The 20985-nt window shown below is 35.8% G+C and carries 14 protein-coding genes; 8 read left to right on the top strand and 6 right to left on the bottom strand.

The genetic code is table 11. The annotated features are described in order from the left end of the window. The first annotated feature begins 563 nt into the window (after nucleotides 1-563). Genes A2290_04960 through A2290_04950 form a run of 3 tightly spaced genes read left to right on the top strand, consistent with a single transcriptional unit; the run spans nucleotide 564 to nucleotide 5748 of the window. The gene (locus tag A2290_04960) at nucleotides 564-2300 is read left to right on the top strand and encodes a hypothetical protein (protein ID OGC12984.1); all 1737 of its coding nucleotides are present in this window, start codon (nucleotides 564-566) and stop codon (nucleotides 2298-2300) included. A gap of 10 nt (nucleotides 2301-2310) precedes the next feature. After that, nucleotides 2311-4992, top strand: coding sequence for a hypothetical protein (locus A2290_04955; GenBank protein OGC12983.1), 2682 nt, complete (start codon nucleotides 2311-2313; stop codon nucleotides 4990-4992). 3 nt (nucleotides 4993-4995) lie between these two features. Further along, nucleotides 4996-5748: a hypothetical protein gene (locus A2290_04950; GenBank protein ID OGC12982.1), complete on the top strand. Its 753-nt coding sequence runs from the start codon at nucleotides 4996-4998 to the stop codon at nucleotides 5746-5748. 5 nt (nucleotides 5749-5753) lie between these two features. On the opposite strand, the gene A2290_04945 is transcribed toward A2290_04950, so the two are convergent. Both A2290_04945 and A2290_04940 read right to left on the bottom strand, forming a co-directional pair. Then, entirely contained in the window at nucleotides 5754-6695 is a 942-nt protein-coding gene (locus tag A2290_04945) for a hypothetical protein (GenBank protein OGC12981.1), read from the bottom strand. A gap of 66 nt (nucleotides 6696-6761) precedes the next feature. Further along, nucleotides 6762-7853, bottom strand: a complete 1092-nt coding sequence (locus A2290_04940; protein ID OGC12980.1) for a hypothetical protein — start codon at nucleotides 7851-7853, stop codon at nucleotides 6762-6764. A gap of 201 nt (nucleotides 7854-8054) precedes the next feature. On the opposite strand from A2290_04940, the gene A2290_04935 reads away from it, so the two are divergent. Then, nucleotides 8055-8777 carry a hypothetical protein gene (locus A2290_04935; GenBank protein ID OGC12979.1) on the top strand — a complete coding sequence of 241 codons (723 nt, stop codon included), beginning with the start codon at nucleotides 8055-8057 and terminating at the stop codon, nucleotides 8775-8777. A 33-nt stretch (nucleotides 8778-8810) separates the two neighbouring features. Here the strand turns inward: A2290_04935 and A2290_04930 are convergent, their stop codons facing one another. Both A2290_04930 and A2290_04925 read right to left on the bottom strand, forming a co-directional pair. Next, nucleotides 8811-10388, bottom strand: a complete 1578-nt coding sequence (locus A2290_04930) for a hypothetical protein (protein OGC12978.1) — start codon at nucleotides 10386-10388, stop codon at nucleotides 8811-8813. Nucleotides 10389-10816: 428 nt separating this feature from the next. After that, nucleotides 10817-12016, bottom strand: a complete 1200-nt coding sequence (locus tag A2290_04925) for a hypothetical protein (GenBank protein OGC12977.1) — start codon at nucleotides 12014-12016, stop codon at nucleotides 10817-10819. A 170-nt stretch (nucleotides 12017-12186) separates the two neighbouring features. Between A2290_04925 and A2290_04920 the strand changes: the two genes are divergently transcribed. Further along, nucleotides 12187-12870, top strand: a complete 684-nt coding sequence (locus tag A2290_04920) for a hypothetical protein (GenBank protein OGC12976.1) — start codon at nucleotides 12187-12189, stop codon at nucleotides 12868-12870. Between the two features lie 210 nt (nucleotides 12871-13080). Here A2290_04920 and A2290_04915 read toward each other — a convergent pair whose 3' ends face one another. Together A2290_04915 and A2290_04910 are read right to left on the bottom strand one after the other, a co-directional pair. Then, complete coding sequence (locus tag A2290_04915; GenBank protein ID OGC12975.1) at nucleotides 13081-15051, bottom strand: hypothetical protein; 1971 nt, start codon at nucleotides 15049-15051, stop codon at nucleotides 13081-13083. A 433-nt stretch (nucleotides 15052-15484) separates the two neighbouring features. After that, complete coding sequence (locus A2290_04910; GenBank protein ID OGC12974.1) at nucleotides 15485-17056, bottom strand: hypothetical protein; 1572 nt, start codon at nucleotides 17054-17056, stop codon at nucleotides 15485-15487. Between the two features lie 129 nt (nucleotides 17057-17185). On the opposite strand from A2290_04910, the gene A2290_04905 reads away from it, so the two are divergent. The 3 genes from A2290_04905 to A2290_04895 all read left to right on the top strand — a co-directional run bounded on the left by A2290_04905 (nucleotide 17186) and on the right by A2290_04895 (nucleotide 20809). Then, complete coding sequence (locus tag A2290_04905) at nucleotides 17186-17983, top strand: hypothetical protein (GenBank protein ID OGC12973.1); 798 nt, start codon at nucleotides 17186-17188, stop codon at nucleotides 17981-17983. Between the two features lie 298 nt (nucleotides 17984-18281). Then, nucleotides 18282-19520 carry a hypothetical protein gene (locus A2290_04900; GenBank protein OGC12985.1) on the top strand — a complete coding sequence of 413 codons (1239 nt, stop codon included), beginning with the start codon at nucleotides 18282-18284 and terminating at the stop codon, nucleotides 19518-19520. Then, nucleotides 19514-20809: a hypothetical protein gene (locus A2290_04895; protein ID OGC12972.1), complete on the top strand. Its 1296-nt coding sequence runs from the start codon at nucleotides 19514-19516 to the stop codon at nucleotides 20807-20809. Before A2290_04900 ends, A2290_04895 begins: the two co-directional genes overlap by 7 nt. Nucleotides 20810-20985: the final 176 nt, after the last annotated feature.

Genomic DNA, 20985 nt, shown 5'->3' with positions numbered 1-20985 from the left:
ATTAAAGATCTAACGCGTTTTGCATATCGTCCTTCTTTATATTTTGATAGGGCTATTTTAGTATCAGGCGGTAGACATGATGCCGGAATGGGATCATTTTGCGCAACCGCTGAAATTAGCTGATAAATTATTTGGGGAGGACAGTCAAATAGTGTGCAATACTTTAAAAGCATAGCTTTTAATAAATAAGACCTTAAATTTTCTGACACTATTTTAGAAGGCGACTTAGCTATTGCAAGACGATCTACGACAGTCAACATAATCAATAATTTCCTTTTTTGAAAACATTTAAACATATCTTCAAGTTAATTTCTTGCACAGCTTGAGACCTCGCCACAAAAACCTCTTAACCCCGATTATTCACCCCGATTATGATAATCGGGGTTCACGTCAGAATCAATAACCAACAAATTGTCAAACAGTTACTCGAGGTATGAATAATCGGGGTTAATACCTCGTGTACTACTTTTCGACAAATTTCCCAATAATTTCAAACATTTTTTAAATTTTCTAGCATAATATATCCCGAAATCTAACTTTATTCCTTACGATATATAATATATATGGGAAACATTACTACATCTGCCTTACCAAAACAAACCATTATAACTACAGCCAAACTACCGGTAGTCACTTCTTTGAAAGATAGGCCAAATCATCATTTGCGATTAGTTTTCTTTGGCGATCTTCATGGTGATTATCGTAACCTGTTTAAAATAGCAAATACCGTAGATAACCTAAGAAGACAACATCATCTCGATATCCTTGTTAACCTTGGAGATTTGATTGAAGGAGGACAATATCCTCAACAATTCATTGATATTATACGTGTTTGTAATGGTATGGGAGTGGATTTTTCAGTGTTTGGCAACCATGAGTTTGATTTTGAAGATGATTCTATTTTATCAGGAACATATTCTCTTTGGCAGGAATTAGTAAATACTATCTCAGAAAGCACATCAAAGGACATACTTCGTAAGAATCATATAAATAATATTCTTTTAACAATACGACATCTACAGCAACAGCTTTTAACTCAAATAAAAGTGATTACCAGCGGAAAGAATACCGTACTTGAAACAGCAATACGAAAGGCTAACTTCCCTTTCCTCGCTATGAACCTAAATTTTGCTCCAGGAAGCAGACTAAGTAAGTATAAAGGCAGGAAGATACTCCCCTACTATGTATATGAAAAAGGTGGACAGTCTTTTTATTTTATTGGAATAACAACAGAATCACTAACACATGAATTTGATTACCATAAGAGAAGAGGCTTCGAATCAACAATTTCTGTTAACGCTGAACCAGTAGAAAACCAGTTAATACGCACTATAAAGCTACTTAAGGCACAACATGGAAAATATGGGAGTTATATTGTCGTTGCATCACATTTAGGCCTGCCCAAAGATATAGAAGTTGCCAAGTCAGTGCCTAATATTGACCTCATCCTTGGCAGTCATACTCATAATACAGTCTATAAAATGGTCGGCAGCCCGGAGGAAAGAGGTATTCCTATAATTCATACAGGATTAAAAGGACAAGCCATCGGAGTTGTCGATATAGGATTAAGCAACGGAAACCTAGTTGTAAATCCTTGTCTTCTGGATATCGAAAGCCAACCAGAATCCCATAAATATAGAAGAGTAAGCTCTAAAAATTTAATCTATAAACCAAGAGTAATAGGACAAATTAACAAGCCGGTTTCCATAAAATACAAGTCAACACAACCAAGTGCATTATTTAATCTGATTACCGATATTTATCGTAAATATTCAGACGCTGATATTGCATTTTCCTTTGCAGGAAATGTAAGAAATGATTTAGCCGCAGGAAAAGTGACAGAAACAGATATTGAAAATATGCTTCCGTGGCCATCTCCTTTATCAATAGTAACTGTTGAAGGAACTCAAATAATTGAAGCATTGGAATTTGCCGTAGCCGCGTCATGCCCAGGAAGTCCAAAAGTTCTATTACTTCATCCATCAGGACTCATTTATTCCATAGGAGAGAATAATTCAATTGAAGGTGTGATGGTTTTAGAAGATGATCAGTATGTTCCTCTTGACCTTAAAAAACAATACAAAATTGCTTTACCACAATATCTGGCTAAAGAAGGAATACCTGGATTTCCTCTCACACTCAAAAAAGCCAAAAGATTTGAAGAAACAAAACATACAGATAAAGAACTTGTAATTATGGCATTTACAAAAGAAGGAACAATAATTATCGACGAAACACCAAGAATTATAATCGACCCAAATTCAGAGTTACTATACAATGACCCTGATATAACGTATTAAGGAGATAAAAGTGATCGAGTTATCAACCTCTATATCAAATTGTGTGACTGTAAAAAAAGCCAATCCTGCCTATAATCGTACCTGTAGTCAAAAATTAAGAAATATCACAGATAGAACGGCTTTCAGCAACATGGAAACCGCTTTATCAGAAAACATTATTTCATGGAAGACCAGGTTGCCAAAAGGGGCAAAATTAGTAATGGTAAGTGATCCATGGATAGGAAATGAAAATTTAGGAGGATCGCTTCTTTTACGAACATTTTATGGATTATTAAATGAATACAAGCTTCCTTTAGAATGGTGGACAGTAGACGTTAGTGATGATCCGATTGGTCTAGCATATCATCAAATCTGTTATGATCTTTATGTTGGAATAAAAGGAGAATCAGAAATCGGGGTAGGTAGGAACTTTTCCTTATTTCAAGAACAACTTAGACACTATGAAAGGATCCTTAAAGAATCAGCTAATAGGTTAATTTCATCCGCACAACTTAAAGACGGAGATCAGATATTATTGCTTGATATCAATGTTATTGGTTTAGCAAAGTATCTCAGGCAAGGGACATTTAGGCCAAGTTTGCTTATGGATAACCTAAGAATAGGTAGGTCAGCAAAAAATCCTATTTATCAAAGTTCATTAGAATTTTTAAGAAGAATCGGGGTTTACGAGTCGCTGGATATAATACAACATTTACATGATAGTTTTATTACTGATCCTTATAAAGAAATAAGCATCGGTGGATTTTGTAACTTTGCAGATCCACACAATTGTCAAATAACCCCAGAAGAAGCATGGATAAATATTGAGTCAATTTTAGCTTATGGCAAAACAACTGATCAATTTTCAGACTTTGTCAGTCGGCCGCAAATCCATGAGAAACCATTAATGCTCTCTGAAAAACCAGAGGTAGCTCTACCACTTAGAAATCACAGGCTGTTTTATGCAGCAGCACGTATTGATAAAACAAAAAACTTTAGCCTAATATTACAAGCTTATGCAAAAGCTTACAATCAAGATCCTGTAAAAATGGGACAAACTTCATTGGTTTTAATGATGCCTTCACCATCTGAACTTAATAATGCGGTGGAAATGGCAGCAATTCATTCTGTTGTAGAAGAAATTTTCAACATCTATCAACTGCTTGACAATGAAACAAAAAAACATATTTTTATTTATTTTATACCAATGCAAGTAGATGGGATGGGTATGAATCGTCTGTTTAATGAATCTTTTCAAAATATTGCCGATGTCCAACTTAATATTTCGGATGCGGAGGGATTACCAAATGCCGTTTTTGATGCCATGTCCCACAGAAATGTCCCCTTGGTCCATGCAAGCTGCGGAATGATTGACCAAGTAGAGGATGGAATTTCCGGTTTTTCTACCTATGAAAACAGTGCTAGTGAGTTGGCAGCACTTTACTTGGATATTGCAGGCCGAAGTGATCTTAAGCAAATCGGTGAAGCTGCCTATCAACGTCTAACCTCAAGGTTTCATCCTTTCAGATATATAAACGATTTTCTCAAATTAGCTATTCACAGAGCCAATTCCTACGAAGAACCATCCCTTCCCCCAATGTGGCCAACTTATGCCGACAGAGACACTAAACAATGGCTAGAAGAAAATGGAATAGATGAATGCAGCCTGGCTTCAATATTAACAAATAGATATAATATACTTGATCTGTATAATGATCTTCGTTTAAAATATGGTGAGGATTTTGCCCTTCTTTTAATGGCGCTTACAATACAAACACCTGATCTAGAAAAAATATCCGCAACATTAAATAGTTTCAAAAAAGGGATTTTACAGCCAACATCAGGATCTTTTTATTCAAGTTTTCACTCTTTAACACTTGAAGAAAAAGCGAGAAAAATTCGCGGCTTTATGGGAATCACCTTTGAAGACTCTTTCACGCATGATTATGTTCCACTTATAGGAGCCTTTCAAAATTTATTTAATCAGGCTGGTCTTATTGGAGATTGCAACAATCTAACATATATATTTTTCATGATTTGTAAATATCTTGGACAACCTGTACGTTATTATATGGACATATACCACACATTTCTATCAATGCATGACTTACACAATGAAGTTCCAGTTGACCAAGCTTATTCAGATAATGTATTAGCAACCGATTATCACCCTTCAAACGGCCAAATTATACATAAAAATTCAGGCCGCAAAGTAAAAAATCTTACGCACAAACAAATACTTGCACTCTTTTTATGTCGTCAGGCCAGCGAAGTTGAAACAGATACTATGAGAAAAAAAGTTTTATTGGAAGCGGCATTAACAATCGATTCAGATATCGCAGAAATACATAATGATTATGGAGATATATATTTTCAATTAGGACAATATCAGGCTGCTCAACATTTTTATGAAACCGCCATACAAAAAGAAAGCCATAATATATTTTTCCAACTGAACTATCTATTATCCGTATTTATTCAAGATCGCTTAATGAATCATTCTCAATTATTGCAAGGTATCGATCGTATTTTAAACATTTATCCAAAATTTGCGGAAGCTTATTATTTTAGATATTTGCTGACCCGTAATCCAGAAGACAGATTTAAAGCAGAGGAATACGGCTATACAAATGTTCGCTTATTATTTTATTGCAAAGATGTAAAACCGAAATTAACATTAATTGAAAGATTATTAAATGAAAATGAAGGATAGCAAATGACAACTATAAGTAAACTCGCAGAAAATCCTATCTTCAACACTCCAATATCGTTATTGAAAAAATTATGGTCGCCTCCTTTTGAGTTATATAAAGCGCCTTGTTTACGTACAAACGCAAAAACTCCTGAAAAGTTTTTACACATCAAAACTATAGCAAGCGATGTAATGCCAAAAATTGCAGCACATCTTGCCTCACAAGATAAAACCCCCGCCGAAACTAATGTCCTAATTTGGGGATATGGAACCATATTAATCCTACCATACATCTTTACACAAATGGGATTTCCAGTTTCAGGTGTAGAATACGGGGGAAAAAGTTCAACAGATATCAAAGGCAATATGTTTGCTAAATTAGAATATCTTTTTTTAAAAAATCAAAAATTAAAAGGCTTTGGTAATCTTAATTGTTTTACGCGTTTTTCTCACTTAATGCCAGATAACCCGGTTTATGACCTAGCCTTTATAGTAAATCCTCACCCTGGATTATGGGTTAGTGACTCTGGATTAGAACAACAAATAATTGAATGGACACGTTGGTTAAAGCCAGGTGCATTATCATTTCTACAGATCGACGGGGATATCAATGATCCTGAAGCCATCGCAAATAAAATCTTCCTAAGAATCTTGCAAGGAAGAGAATTTAAGACCATTAATATAAAGTTTTATTCCGATACTGATGCGCCATTTCCAAGTTTCTACAAAGATTACACTAAGAATGGAAATGCGGTTTTAACATTAGAAAAAATATAAAGGCGCTATAAATTTTCATTCTTCTCAGGAATTGATTGTCTCAAAGTTTTATAAGCATCCCACATAAACAGTCTTCTTTGTGTCAGCTCAAGATACGAACGAAGCTCACTACGGCCTTTCTGCTCAACATTAACTTCAGCCCATTTTCGCGCAGCAAACAAAGTTTTATAAATTTTGTCTTCGTATGTTGCAATAATAAGTTCAGGAACGCCTAATACTGCTTCAATGCTGCTAATCCTTTGATCAATAGCTTGAATATATCGGCTAGATAGACCTTGTTGACAAAGTAAGTTTTGCAATTGAATAAAATACTGGATAGAATACTTTAAAAAGCAGGAATAAAGCTCAATTGCTTCAGATTTTTTTCCATTTTCTTCTCTTTGAATTAATTGATCTGCAAAATAAAAATTTAACAACAAATCAATATTAAACGGATCAATTTTTACATAATTAGAATGCTCAAGAAAAAAGCCACTCAATAGCCGGGAATCGATGCTAAGCGTATGCCAATCAAAATAATATGCCTTATCAAAATCATATATAAAAGGATCTCCTTGTTTATCAAGACCAATATTGTAGCCCCCAAGATCTTCATGTTTAACCCCCTTCATGTCCATATAAAGCAAGGCAGAAAGAATCTTTTCCAAAATAGCAGCAGTTAAAGTAAATTCAATGGTTACTTGTCTAAAACCCGTGATAAGAACTTCCCCCTCATCTCCTTTATAAGCAAAAAAGGGCTTTTCTATGAATGGATGATCTCCAACTTTTGCTTGTATATCATAAATTTCCAAAGAGGTAGGATCAGTTTTTTCACGGCTTTCTGAAACAAAATTTTTCAGCACAAAATCACCATGCAACAAATAAACACGCGAATGAGTACTAGTAGTTAATGTTTTTTTTACCATGCCAGGATAAGCCATCACATTTAGAACTTGCTTCAATGACATTTCTGACGGAAGAATTCCTCGACAATGTGTTTTATTTAATATCATATTACTCTTTTCTTTTAATCATTAAACATTGAGTCTTACCCAAGGAAGAACTTCTTGCAATTCTAATCTAGCCGGATTACTTATCAAGAAATTGATGGTAGGCCCAAGTGTTAACCCCTGATAAAAAAGACCAATTCGTTGACTCTTAATAACCAATGCCGGAGTTATATCAAACTCTGTTCTAAAAACCTCATCAATATTAGGAACTGCAGTATCACCAATTAACCAGCCATTATTAACAGATAGACCTCTTAATCCGTCAATAAAAAAACTCCTTCTATCGTAATCCGCGATTAACTCTTTTCGCGTAAAAAATTCGTCCCCAACCTGTAAAACAACATCTCTCCCATCCACAATTGAAAGCCAATCTGTAATACCTACACTATCCAATTTTTGGCCACCTTTAATAACACCACGTCCATATGTAGAAAGAGAAAGAAAGGGAGAAGCTCTTAACCCCACATTGCCAACCATAAATTTTTGATTTTTCGTTCCATCAATTTGTTCAAAATCAATTTCGGCTAATCTCTTAGGAAAGAGTTTGGAAGCATAAATAATCTTTCTTACAAGCTGAACTGTACGTTTAGTTAAAGTGTCTTCCCCTTTTGGCGTATAAAACATGAAATCCAAATATGACTGTGTCTCAGATGGATTTTTTTGGATAAAGGTATCTAATATTCTTGCTCTGGAATCAACATCTGCATCAGGATCCTGAATATGAGTAATTGTTTGTATTGAAGCCGATACAGAGGCTGAAGAAAAATAAGGCGCCCCTTTAACATATTGATCAATAACCCAATCTATCATATCAGGCCGAATTCCAGAAGTCATAACTTTTGATTTTCTGCCTAAATGTTGATATAGCATTTTAGCCAAATCACCAACACCCTTTTGTGGATGATCGGGAAATCTTATCCATGATGGATCCCCATCCCTAAAAACTTCGATAATCGGAGCATCTGGTTCTACTTCAAGTTTTTTCATTGCAGATTCCATACCCAGGACAACTTTTTTTGTTTGATCCCACGAAGCATCAGACGTAACCTTATAAGAGCCAGCATGGCAACCACTGCAATGCTGGAAACAACCTCTTTGAACTAAAAGAGAAAACATATTACGTATCGAATTATAGAGCTGTCTTTCCTTCAAATTATTAAACACATTAATAGGATCAGACACAATTCTAGTAACCATTTTTTGTTCCTTTTTAACAAATCATATTCTTTAATGACCTATTATATATATTTCTCAAAACATAGCCATAAATTTCAATAAAAACACCCAAACACAACTTATTTATGTTAATATAAGAATATGCCTAACACATGTAAAGTTTGCGGGACTGTCCCCGTAAGAGATCCGATAGACTATCCTGATGTACTAAGAAAGTTTATCAGGTTAGCCAAGCAAAAAGTACAGGCAAATGAATTTATTGTAAAAGAAGAAAAGACCATAGGAACACTTGATTTACCTTTCGATCAACTTCCTGAAGACATATTGGAGGATGGCAGTATTGCTTACACTTTTCAGTGTAAACAATGTGGTTCGATTTTTCATTTATCCTGCGATATGTATCATGGTCGTGGTTCGTGGCTTAAACAAGGGTTGGTTTTGTCCCGCTCGGATTACGGCTACGCCTATTGTCAATTCGATGGCATTTTATTTTGGGATGATACCATGGCGCCAATTTATACAAATGCTGATGGCCAATGTTATGCTGGCGAAAAAATCACCATTCAACAAGATAATGCCGATTTGAAAGCGGAAAATTGGCAGGGATATAATATTACCGGCGATGAAAACTATCAAAACTATAGGCTGTTTTTTGGTAAAGGCCAAAATCCGAATGATAGTATTGTCGTTTTGCTGCGGGATAGTATCCTTGAATGGATTTTTCACTTAAAAACCGGTGGTGAAATTATCGATGCTCAACTTGATGAAAAAAATATTACTGCTACATCAGAAAAAAATCAGAAAAAACAACAATTGATTATTCCTATTCAAAATCCGGAAAAGTTTGCTTTTTTAACAAGCTAAAAAACACCGCAAATTACATTATTGCCTGATTGTTTACCAGCTACCATCCCTGTTAAACCAAATATTTTGCGCGGCATTGTCGTTTGCGACGCTTCTTATGCAAATGCCGATCAGAAAACTTGAGCCCGGATCTAATAAGCCTGCGAAATCTTGTGTTGCCTCCAAATAAGTAGAACTGCCGCTGTCGTTTTCTATTTTTGTAATTTCAGGGACATCTGAAACACCTTTGGCAGGGCTGTATTCAAAGGTGTAATCCGCGCCTATTATTTCAGCCCCGTTTTCATCTTTTGGCCTGGACCATTTAAGCGTGATTTCACTTGTTGAAGCTGTTGTCATTGTGCTAGTCCCTCCCTCTAATATGGCAGGAGGGGTATTCCAGGCACTCCCATTATTAAAACTATATTCTACAAGACGAGGAATATCTGTAAAAATAAAATTTAACATTTTTGTTATATATTCAGAAGAGCCATCTGTGTAGGTTATCTTAAATTTAAAAATATCACCGGCTTTAAGATCACCACTGCCATTAATATAAGGCTCTACGCCGTTAACAGATATGGCCCATCCTGCTGTTGCTCCGCCATTTTCAGACTTATAAAGTTTATATGAAGTATTACTCCATAAAGTTCCCGGGGCTGGAATTGCTTCAAGAGTTGTTCCTGGGACAGAAAAGACTTTCATTTTACTAATACACGATGGACCACTTACTAAATTTACCGAAGAAATACTATTAACTTTATCCGGATCGGGCGTAATTCCCATAGCAAGATGCAAATATTGCTCATAATCAAAAGAATTCGAATTACTATATTCAATTTTTAGATTTGAAAAGACATAAACAGAGCTGCTTTTATCTTTATCAGTTTTTGTAAATGACTCCATTGTGTATAAACCGTCTATTTCATTCACAATTCCATCACCGTTTAGATCTGCGTCAAATATATTAGGAAGACCATCTTCATCTCCATCAATCTTTTGAGAATTATAAGCGCCGGAATATTTTGCTTCTCCAGTCCCCTTGCCAAAATTCCCCGCACCGACAGGCACCGTTATCTCTCCATCCTTAACTCTTGCTTGCGCATTATTGTCAAGAAAAGAGGTCGGTTCTGTTGCTGCTGCAGCGGCAGATTTGTCGCTATCAAATACGATATCTCCAACTTCAATAGTAGTTTGTGCTTCCGGAGTTACTGCCATAATTGCTTTGCCTGAAGAATCCCCAAAAGCAACTGGAGCAGTCAACCTGTTGTTGCTATCAAGTATTTCTATATAAAAAGATTCACCAGATGGGAGGTTCCCGATTGTAAAATTGCCTGAATTGTCAGTTTTACTGTCAGCAAAAAATACTCCGCCATTGTTTTTGCCTATAGCAACAACGGTATAATCCGGAACAGCAGAAGCCGAAGCCGCTAAAATTTTTACTCCACTTTTTGCGGTAATTGCTGAACTTTGTATTTGCCCTGATGTTAAAGTCCCCCTAATAGAAATTATTCCTATAGAAGAAGTGCTCGAGGAAGAATCAGATTGTGTTGTCTGTCCGCAACCACTTAAAAAGATACCCAAAAAACAAAATCCAAGCCCTATTAATAGAAAAAATATTAATCTCTTATTCATTTTTATCACTCCTAAGTAGTAATTTCCGACTTAGAGTATATCAAAGCAGATCAGATTGTCAAACCATGTTTTCGTAAAAATAAAAAAAATTAACAGTAGAAAACTTCTGCTGTTTGAAAAATTTACCTCGATTATTAGGAGGGCCTGTTGCGTAATGATAGTTTTTGCAATTTGTCATCCCCGCAAAAGCGGGGATCCATATTGTTTTATGAGAAATAGATTCCCGTTTTCACGGGAATGACCACAAACACTAGGAGGAATTTTAAGCCTCGATTATAATATAATCGATAGTGTCAAGAATGTTGTGTAAATTCTATTTATGTCATTCCTGCGGAAGCAGGAATCTATGTTTTACTAGAGAAATGGATTCTGACTTTCGTCAGAATGACAATTTACACAACTATTTATACACCATCTAATAATCGGAGCTAAGGCAATGCTAAATAGCGTTCTATTTTTCCAATGCCTTCATTCTTTTCCAACACTTTAAGGAATGCCATAAAAGGATTAACACAGGCGCCAAAAGGAGAGCAAACAGGAGGACATACCTCAGGAAAAATATTTCCTTCAACAAGCACTCGGCGCAATCTCCCTTCCCAAATTTCCCCAAATGGTCTTTTTATAGCATTCCCATAACCAGGCGCGCCAGGAAAAGTATTATGATCACAAGGATATACATTTGCATCAGAGCCAATTGTTCCCCAAAAAAAATGTGCAAAGCATTCCGAAAAATCGCGTTTTCCTCTTTCTTTGTCTTCTAAATCATGAATTGCTATTACTTCAAATTTATCATCTTCCAATTCTTTTTTAATTCTTTCAATTTGCTGCTTTGCTAAAGATATTTGTGAATAACTAAGAGGAAATGTTAAGGAAATATCAAGTTTAAATCGGAGAACCTCTACTCCTATATTTTTAAGGCGCATGGCAATGCTATAAATTTCATGGACATTATAAGGAGTAATTACAAATCCGACAACAATATTTATTTTTCCGCGCCGTTGTGCTTTAAGAGTGGCAATATCGGAAATATTTTCCAGGATTCCTTCAAATTTATTCTCTTTACTCTTGGGCTGTTTCAATAATCTAAACGTCTCAGGACTTCCCGCATCCAAACTTATATGAACATAATCTGTGTTTAATAAAACATCTCGAGTTTCATCATCATTTATTAAAACTCCGTTTGTAAACAACCCAACTTCCCTTCCATGAAGCAAAAAATGTTTCATTCCCAATAAGGTGGCAGGCTTGTTTACTAATGGTTCACCTATAAAACCAGAAAACTTAACTCTTTCCACCCTAAAAGTGTCCACAGAATAATCTGTTATGCCACTAGCCAAGGTTAAAATATTAGCTGCATCAATATTATTTGGCAAACGGGTTACCCCCTCTCCCTTTTGAGTGGCACTGCCGATGCAGAAATTGCAAGTCAGATTGCATCGGCTGGAAGTCTGCAGCTCTATTTCAAAAGGCGGAATAACCTTACCTTGTAATACAGCTTTGACATTCCCCCAGTGTCTGGTTAATAAATTTGCCTCATGATTAAATTCTTTTTTGCCTTTTTTTGCAAATCTTGTTAAAGGATTTATTGTTTCAATCGCCTTTTCATCAATCCTTTTTAGCATACACATTTAAAGACTTCTCGTTTTGTACTATATAAAATTTCAATAAACAATTCTTCTGAAAAAAATATAGTGAAATTTTTTTTATAATATGCAGATATTTTTTCAAATGCTTATTACGGGATAATGACAATCCTACCCAAGAATTGTAAACTGTAACATGCATTAGGAGGTTTCATATGAGTAATGCGAGTGTAAGAAGAATTGATCTTCATCAACGGATTTGGACTAAATTGGATGCTGCAAATGTAGAAGTTAAAGATGTAAAAAATGTTTTAAGCTTTCCCAATGTTTTACGAATGTTTTATTTAATTACTCCCCATGCTTTGTGTGTACTTGACAAAGACCCAGCTTTATTGATGAAATTAGATGATAACTTTGCTAGCACTCGCGTATTAAGTAAAGAGTTAGCAATGGCCATTGCATCCAAAAGCTTGGATATCCATACCTTTGGCGATGACGAAAATCCAGTCTTTTACAGTTTGTCAGGCACAAATAAACCTGAGCTTGCACTATTAAATGAGATGGGAATGGATTTTACTCAAAACCCAACCTTAGAAGATATTAGTCTTTGTACTGAGGTTCTTTGTGGCATAAAAGTTGCTTCTTCAGAACCTCTGAGCCCGTATCAACTAAAAAGATTAAATCAAATATTTAATCCTCAATACAATATACTTCCCTTGCTGACAAAAAGGGGAATTTCAAAAATTATTATTACACACGAAAAATTAAGTGGAATTGAGGGAAGAGAGGTAAAAACAGAAAAAAACGAAACTGGAGCAACAACAATGTATATGTCAGCAAAAATCTTAAGCAATGACATAAATAATGTTATTCTTTTCCTTCATGGAATATTAGATTAACCCCGATTATTCAAATTTCCAACACCATGGGTCTGTTGCGTAATGGTCATTCCCGTGAAAACGGGAATCTATTTCTCAAAAAACAACCCCGATTATTATAATCGGGGTTAAGATGGATCCCCGCTTTCGCGGGGATGACAAATTGCAAAAACTATCATTACGCAACAAGCCCACTCTACTAGAATTCTGTTCGTCTATGAATAATCGGGGTTAAAAACATGCCAGTAAATCTATTGCCAGTATCCAAGAATTTCTTTGCACAACCTCTTCTATCCATCCAAACTTTTTCGTGTGTTTAATAATATCAAGTTTCCTCTGTCTTGGCAAACTTCGAAATTTAGATAATAGCAAAGAACCGGCTTTTGCCTTTGCCGCTATAAGAAACTTATCTAAAATAATGAAGTAAGTCTCATACTCTAGGCCAGGATAAACTTGCGATCTTTCTTTATCATCAAAAGTTAATAGACTGTCAACAACAGCATTAACCACCAAATCAAACATTTTAGACAAATTAGCATCTGTTAAGCAAAATGGAGTTTTATAATAAAAAGAAGAATCCTCTGCAAAAAGCCTGATCAAGGCTGCTACATTCCCCTTCGAGATTAATTTTTCAACTCTCTTTTTCTTCTCATTTTCATCTTCATTAAACAATGCGTCTCTAAAGTTATCTCCAAGATATGAACGCAAAAACTCAGGTCGAACCTCTTCTATGTGGAAAAAACTTCCTTTTGAGCGTTGGCCAGTTTTTATCCCTTCAAGTCCCTCCTCAAACAATAAAAATAATTCTCCCATGATCAAATCATCTATTTCCAACCACTTGACAACATTTTTAAAATGCTCAAGCCGTTCCTTGCTAAAATCATAAACCCCTGATTCCCTTTGAAAAATAAAAGCAATTTTACATGCTAATTCTTCCAGCGATTCACAATCACTGTTCTCTAAAGAAAAAACAGCCCTACCATAATAAGAAAATAATTTTTCAGCAATCGGCAAGAAAAACCACCCCATTTCAAAAATAGGTTTTTTATCCAGAATAATAAGTTTAGTAGGGTTAGTTTTTGTAGAGCTAAGAACATTTTTCGAAAAAAGAAAAGCAGCAAAAGGGATTATATTCTTTGGCCAGAGCGCGCCTATAGGCGCAAAAAAATCTTGTTCTGTTCCAAAAAAAACCTGTTGCAAACCCCTTCTCTCTGCGGCCTTAAGCAAAACATCATAATGCAAATCACTTGTTATATCAACTTCCCCCGGATATTTGCACCCCCAAGCCAAAGGCCCATTTCCTTCAATCCCGTAACACCTAAGCTCCTGCCCCGGAAAAGCAAATGTGCTGCTATAATCCATAGTTAATATATAGCCTTCTTCCAGCGCTGCGACACATCTATCAAGCCATCTCAACATATTCAGATTAACAATTCGCTTTGTGCCATTGGGGGGACAAGAATCTATCATTTGCAAGTAATCTAATATCTCAGGATCAGAAATCCCTCCCCCTACTAAATGGAAAGTCCCATCTCCTTCTGTTACATATAATTCCTTAACCAAGTTAAGGTTAGAATGATAAATAATTCTGTGTACAGGAAAAGCGTCAATTAGTTCATTGGAAAGAAGAACACCCCTAATCCCCTTAATATTAGGATTAATAGCTGATCCGTTAATATGTTTAACGTTGTGATCTGAGCATATTTGAGTTTGTTTTAATCTTAAAAAAGGGCTTATCTCTACAATCTGATAATCCACAGCCTTATAAAACTCCGGAGTATAAATTCTTGAATAATCCAAAAAAGCTTTAGCCATCCTACCATTTCCGGCCCCCATTTCTACTACATCAAATTTTGCAGGCCTTCCCATGGTCTGCCACATCCATAACAGGTTTTCTGCCAAACCATAGCTATATCTAGGATAAAAATCTTCAGGATGAGTAATAAAATGCCCTCCAGAAGTTATGTGAGTTATATTAACTTTTCCTGAGGAATAATAACCATAATGTGGATGATATAAGCTCCTTTGCATAAAACGGGCAAAAGAGATGCGCCGATCAGGACTTCTTCTAATCTCCTGAGTAATTTGATCTATAAGCGTTCCACATAATAGCGGCTTCTTTTGAAAAGAAGGCTCAACGTTAGGAGTAGGTTTAGCTCTAGTATGATTAGTATGAATAGGCCCATTACAAGGCAAAAGCATTTTTTATCCCTCATTTAAACTGCAAATCTTACTATAATTTCCTATCTATATATCGAAAAAAATACTAATAAATTTCTATAGACCAACAACATACAAATTTAAGCGAAATTTTCATATTAAACAAACGATAAGTTTTACAAGTAAAAAATACGCCTAAGAGGAATTTAAATGAACAAAATCCCTTTATGAGGGATAAACAACTATTCCTGATATTTTTGATGACATTATGATTTGCCTCGCTTATTTTTTTATAACAATTAAAAAAATCTACTTAATTTAAATTTATGACCTATTCCCATTAAAAACATAAGCCTTTCAGCGGCTATGTTAGCTAACAGAAAAGTCAGCATTACCCCCTATTATTCATGCTGGGAGGAATTTTTAAGCTGCCTGTTTGAACCCCGATTATCCTAATCGGGGTTAATTTCTGGTTTTACCGTGAATAATCGGGATTAAATGCTTCTCTTCTTTCAAGGGTCATGCAATTTACCTGCGACTGTAACGTCGTCAGGTTAAATCCTGTATTTATTCCTCTCACGACAGCTCCAGCTCTTTCAAACACATGCCTTGCCTCAATATCAAGTTCATTTAACACATTCCCGACAACATAACCATTATAATTTACTGTCGGGAATTTCAGTCCATATTCAGGCATATAAACAATCCTATTAGAATCATAGCATTCAACCAAAGCATTATTATAAGTTATAAGAGGGGCCTTCATCTCCCTGCCAATTCCGTTTAAAAGACGAGGAATATGAGGCAACAACGGGCACCGAAAAACTTCATATCCACTTTGTCTTAACTGTGTCGCTACACTATCCATATAAACAGCTGCATTATTATAACCACCTAAAATATCTTTAATGGTTTCGTCCGAAAACGGCAGAGAAAACATTTTTAATCCTTCTTCAACAGATAATTCACCTTCTCCTAAAGAGCCATCATCCCAAATTTCTTTAAAATCAGCATCACGCTGACGATAAATATATCTATTTCTATATTGTCTTAATATATAAGCCAGAAAAGCCACATAAGTTTTTACTGCCGTTGGATTACGTTTAAAACTTATTGGATCTATAGCATTAAAAGGACTATAAGAATAAAAGTCCTCGTTACCCATCTGTTGTTTATGAACTAACCTATCTATATCAAAAACGCTGGACATCAATATAGATTCCCAATCTTTTCGTTTTGTTATTATATCAATAGCATAATTTACATCGCCAACAACCACCTTTCTACCACCCAAAAAAGTACAAAATAAATCTATATGCTTTATTGGTTGTTTTGATAATACCAAAGAAGCATCCCCAAACATAACCACTTGAGATTGAAACCAGTCTGACATCCTATTAACGCCGTCAAATACTTCCTGCTCAGAACCACTTTTTATGGCCAAAATATCCCTATTGAAACTAACTGTATCACTTCCAATATACATAAACCCGTCAGCACATCTTACGTTTCCTCCTTCAAAAGAAAAAGGAGAAAGGATAGATTCTGCATCAAAAGCTTTTAAAACATCAATATTTTTAGAAAATTTATTTGGCCAAATCATCCCCCTCATAGATTTGGCAAGAGCCTTATCTCTCAGGTAAATCCAAGACATATCCGTAATCGGAAAGTCAATAAAATTAATCCGTCCATAGGAAGGTATGCCCATAGACTCACAACAACCTACAAACTCTTCAATAATAAAATCTTTTCTCCCTTTAGTCGGAATTAACAGAGACAAGCTCACATCGCAGTCAAAAATCCGTAAAAATTCCTTAATAAGCAGTAATTGAATATTGACATATTTGGCAAACCCAGGCGTTCTGTCATAAATTTCATCATAAAAACAACAAGAAGAATGATAGGGATAAAAAAAGATTTCTTTAATCTTCCCCTCGCAATTAGAAGCAGGGCTTGAAGAAGCCCTTTCTTGATGCAAACAAGGGAAAGAGTTTACTTTAAAATTTGTATTCCCCACAGATGAATAAGATTGTACAGTACTTAACATGATATTTTAATAATTATCGTTAAAAAAACAGAAAAATTACATCAGAAAACAACACAAATCAAAATCACTTGAACCCCGATTATCCTAATCGGGATGAAATGATTCACATAAAAAACCGACATATTTAAAATGTTATCAAGAATAAGTTTGAAAAATATTTCATCCGAACAAGTCCGACAGGCAATTAATGCCGGAAATAAGTTATACGATTACAACCCTCCGGAAATAAAAAAAGCGCCCGAACAAATTGCAAGATTGAGCGGATATCGTAATTTCTATGAAATGCAAAACAGATTTAATCGTATTAAGGCATTGGGTGATGGTATTTGGCAATTAAAAGAACATGCCTGTTTTCTTTTAACCAATCCCGATAATTATGAGTTTTCATCTGTAGCAATATTCCGACCGATTGATATTACGATACGCATTGTTTTTGGCGACCGAAAAGACATTTTAGGCGCTCAATTAGGCTCAAACTATGGTCCCTACCTGTTTTTTCTTCAAAGAGTAAGAGAAATACAAGGGATAGTAGGAATTGATATCGATCCTATTGCTATTTCATATGCTAACGAACTTGGAATTAAAGTTCTACAACATGATGCAAAACAATTACCCTTCGAGGATTCATCTTTAGATCTAATTTTCACAAATCATTTTCTTGATTTTATGTATTGCAGTATAATTGATTCTGCCAATGGCTTAAATCCAAGATTAGGTTGTCCGATCTTCTTAAAAAGTGTTTTCAAGGAAGTTTATCGTGTATTAAAACCAGGCGGTATCCATATTATGCAAAACGAATTTCCAACCCATTATCCCGAACAAGCCAGATATTTGCATCCCTTTTTATCTGCAGAATTTTACCCAAAAGAACGGCTATTTGCAGAATCAATGCTGGATTATATCGCAATTTTGCAAAAAGAGAGTTAACCCCGATTATTCAAATTTCCAACACCATGGGTCTGTTGCGTAATGGTCATTCCCGTGAAAACAGGAATCTATTTCTCAAAAAACAAGATGGATCCCCGCTTTCGCGGGGATGACAAATTGCAAAAACTATCATTACGCAACAAGCCCACCATGCTAGAATTCTGTTCGTCTATGAATAATCGGAGTTAAATCATAAATTATTTTTGCTGCTTTCTGTTACTTGACAAATAAAAAAAACGTACTACCATATACAAAAGTCGGCAAAAAGCAGATAAAAGTCAATATGCGTGGTAAAAACATGAACTCACGTAGAATAGTAATAAGCGGCTTGGGAATTATTGCGCCAACAGGTATTGGAAAAAATGGATTTTGGAATGGAATAAGCCAAGGACAAAGTTTTGTAAGTACAATAACCTCTTTTGATCCATCAAATTTATCATCACAGATCGCAGCAGAAGCAAAAGCCTTTGATCCTTCGAAATATCTTTCTCTAAAGGACGTAAAAAAAGTAGGACGGGCAAATCATTTTGCAGTAGCAGGAGCTATGGAAGCTATTGCGGATGGAGCCTTCACTATAAAAGATTCAGAACTAAAAGATATCGCAGTAATCATAGGAACAAACTGTGGAGGAGTAAGTTTTGGAGAAGAGGAAATGAAAAAATTTTACTCGGCAGAGCAAAAAAGAATGAGCACTTATACTGTTACGGGAACCTTTTCAGGAGGAATAACAGGAGATGTATCCATCGCTTTAAATATTAAAGGCCCAAGTTTTACCGTATCAAGCGGCCTCACAAGTGGAAGCGATAGCTTAATCCTGGCCTTACAAATGATAAAAAGTGGAATAATAAAAACAGCTTTTGCGGGAGGAGTAGAAGCTTGTATTACTCCGGGAATACTAACCTCGCTTTGTCAAATGGGGAGCATATCTACCTCAAAAAATTCAGATCCCCAAAAAGCTTCTTGTCCATTTAGCCTAAACCGTGATGGCTTTGTACTTGGAGAAGGGGGATGGATCTTTATTCTGGAAGAACTAAACCATGCAATTGAAAGAGGAGCCCATATCTACGCGGAAATCACAGGATATGGAATTAATTGCGCTCCTAATAATAAAAACAACCGTACAAAAGAAGTATCCGACACCATAAAACTTGCCCTTAAAGAGAGCAACTTAAACAAAGAAGAGATAAATTATATTTGCGCTCATGGGATATCAACAATATCTGATGATGTTGTTGAAACAAAAGCCATCAAAGAAGTTTTTGAAGAAAAAGCATATAAACTTCCTATAAGTTCCATCAAATCCATGATTGGATATCCTTTAGGCGCAGGAGGGTCAGCAAATGTTGCTTCATCAATATTAGCTCTTGAAAATGATTTTATCCCTCCAACCATCAATTTTGACATACCTGATCCAGATTGCGATCTTAATTATACACCTAACAACGGGATCCCATTAAAAATAACAACAGTTTTATCTTTAAGCTTGGGCTTGAATTCAGGCTGTTCTGTAATAATACTAAAAAAATATAAATGTTAAACACAATTAAAAAACATAAAGGAGGAATTTCAAGCTCCGATTATGATAATCGGGGCAAAATTGTTATAACAGGAATTGGAGCTATCGCTCCAAACGGTATAGGGGTAAAGTCTTTTTGGAAATCATTAAAAGCAGGAGTAAATTGCATTGATTTTATAACTTTTTTCGATACATCAAATCATCCAACAAAAATTGCGGCTGAAATAAAAAACTTTGATGGCACAAACTACTTCCCCAAAGAAAAGTCCAAAAAAATGGCTCGGGCATCACAATTGGCAACATCAGCTGCCATAGAAGCAATAGAAGACGGGAAGTTCATCCTAAAAAACCATGAAAAAAACAAAATTGGGATATTTTTGGGGAGTGGTGCGGGAGGATTAGGCTTTTATGAGAAAGAGATCTCAAAAATTTTTCAAAACATTTCAGAGAATGTAAGCGAAGACACAATGTCTGCCTCTTTTGCCGGAGCGCTCCTTGAAAACATAAGAAATATATTAGGAATTGACGGTCCGAGTTTATTGTTTTCTAATGGTTGCACCAGCGCAAATGATGCCATAGGAATTGCGACAAACATGATAAATTCAGGGATTTTAGAAGTTGCACTTGCAGGGGGAGCAGACGCATGCATAACTTCTAGTATAGCAGAAGCCTTCAGCTGCATGGGGGCCCTTTCAATAAGCAACAAATATGATCCAAAAAGTACTTGTCGCCCTTTTAATATCGACAGAGACGGCTTTGTAATCGGGGAAGGCGCATGGATTTTTATTCTGGAAAGCGAAGAACATGCGTTAAAAAGAGGAGCTTTTATTTACGCTGAAGTTGCTGGGTTTGGCGCCACATGCGACGCATATCACGCAACAAAACCACTTCCAACGGGAGAAGAAGATGCGCGGGCAATACAAATGGCCCTTCAAGATGCAAATATTATGCCCGAAGAATTATCTTATATCTGCGCACACGGAACATCTACTCCATTAAACGATAAAACGGAAACACTTGCAATAAAAACAGCTTTAGGAAAACACGCCTATTTTGTCCCTGTAAGCTCAATCAAATCGATGATTGGACACGCGGTTGGAGGCGCATCCGCGGGGAGCATTGCAGCTTGCGCAATGGCAATTAAAGACAATTTTATCCCTCCAACCATAAATTACGAAAAAAAAGATCCGGAATGCGACCTTGATTATGTGCCAAACACCGGAAGAAAAATTGAAGTAAAAACTGCGCTAATAAACAGCATAGGCTTCGGATCAAAAAATGCCGCTGTAGTCCTTAAAAAATACTCTTAGGGGCTGTTGCCTGATGCCAGTTTTTGAAATTTGTCAGCCCCGCGCCGTGCCTACTGGCAAGCAGGAAAGCGGGGCTCCATCTTAACCCCGATTATAATAATCGGGGTTGTTTTCTGAGAACTAGATTCCCGTTTTCACGGGAATGACCATTTCGCAACGGTCCCATAATAAATATA

The organism is candidate division WOR-1 bacterium RIFOXYB2_FULL_36_35 (assembly GCA_001771505.1).
Taxonomy (GTDB): domain Bacteria; phylum Margulisbacteria; class WOR-1; order XYC2-FULL-46-14; family XYC2-FULL-37-10; genus XYB2-FULL-36-35.
This window is presented reverse-complemented; position numbering and strand designations above follow the sequence as displayed.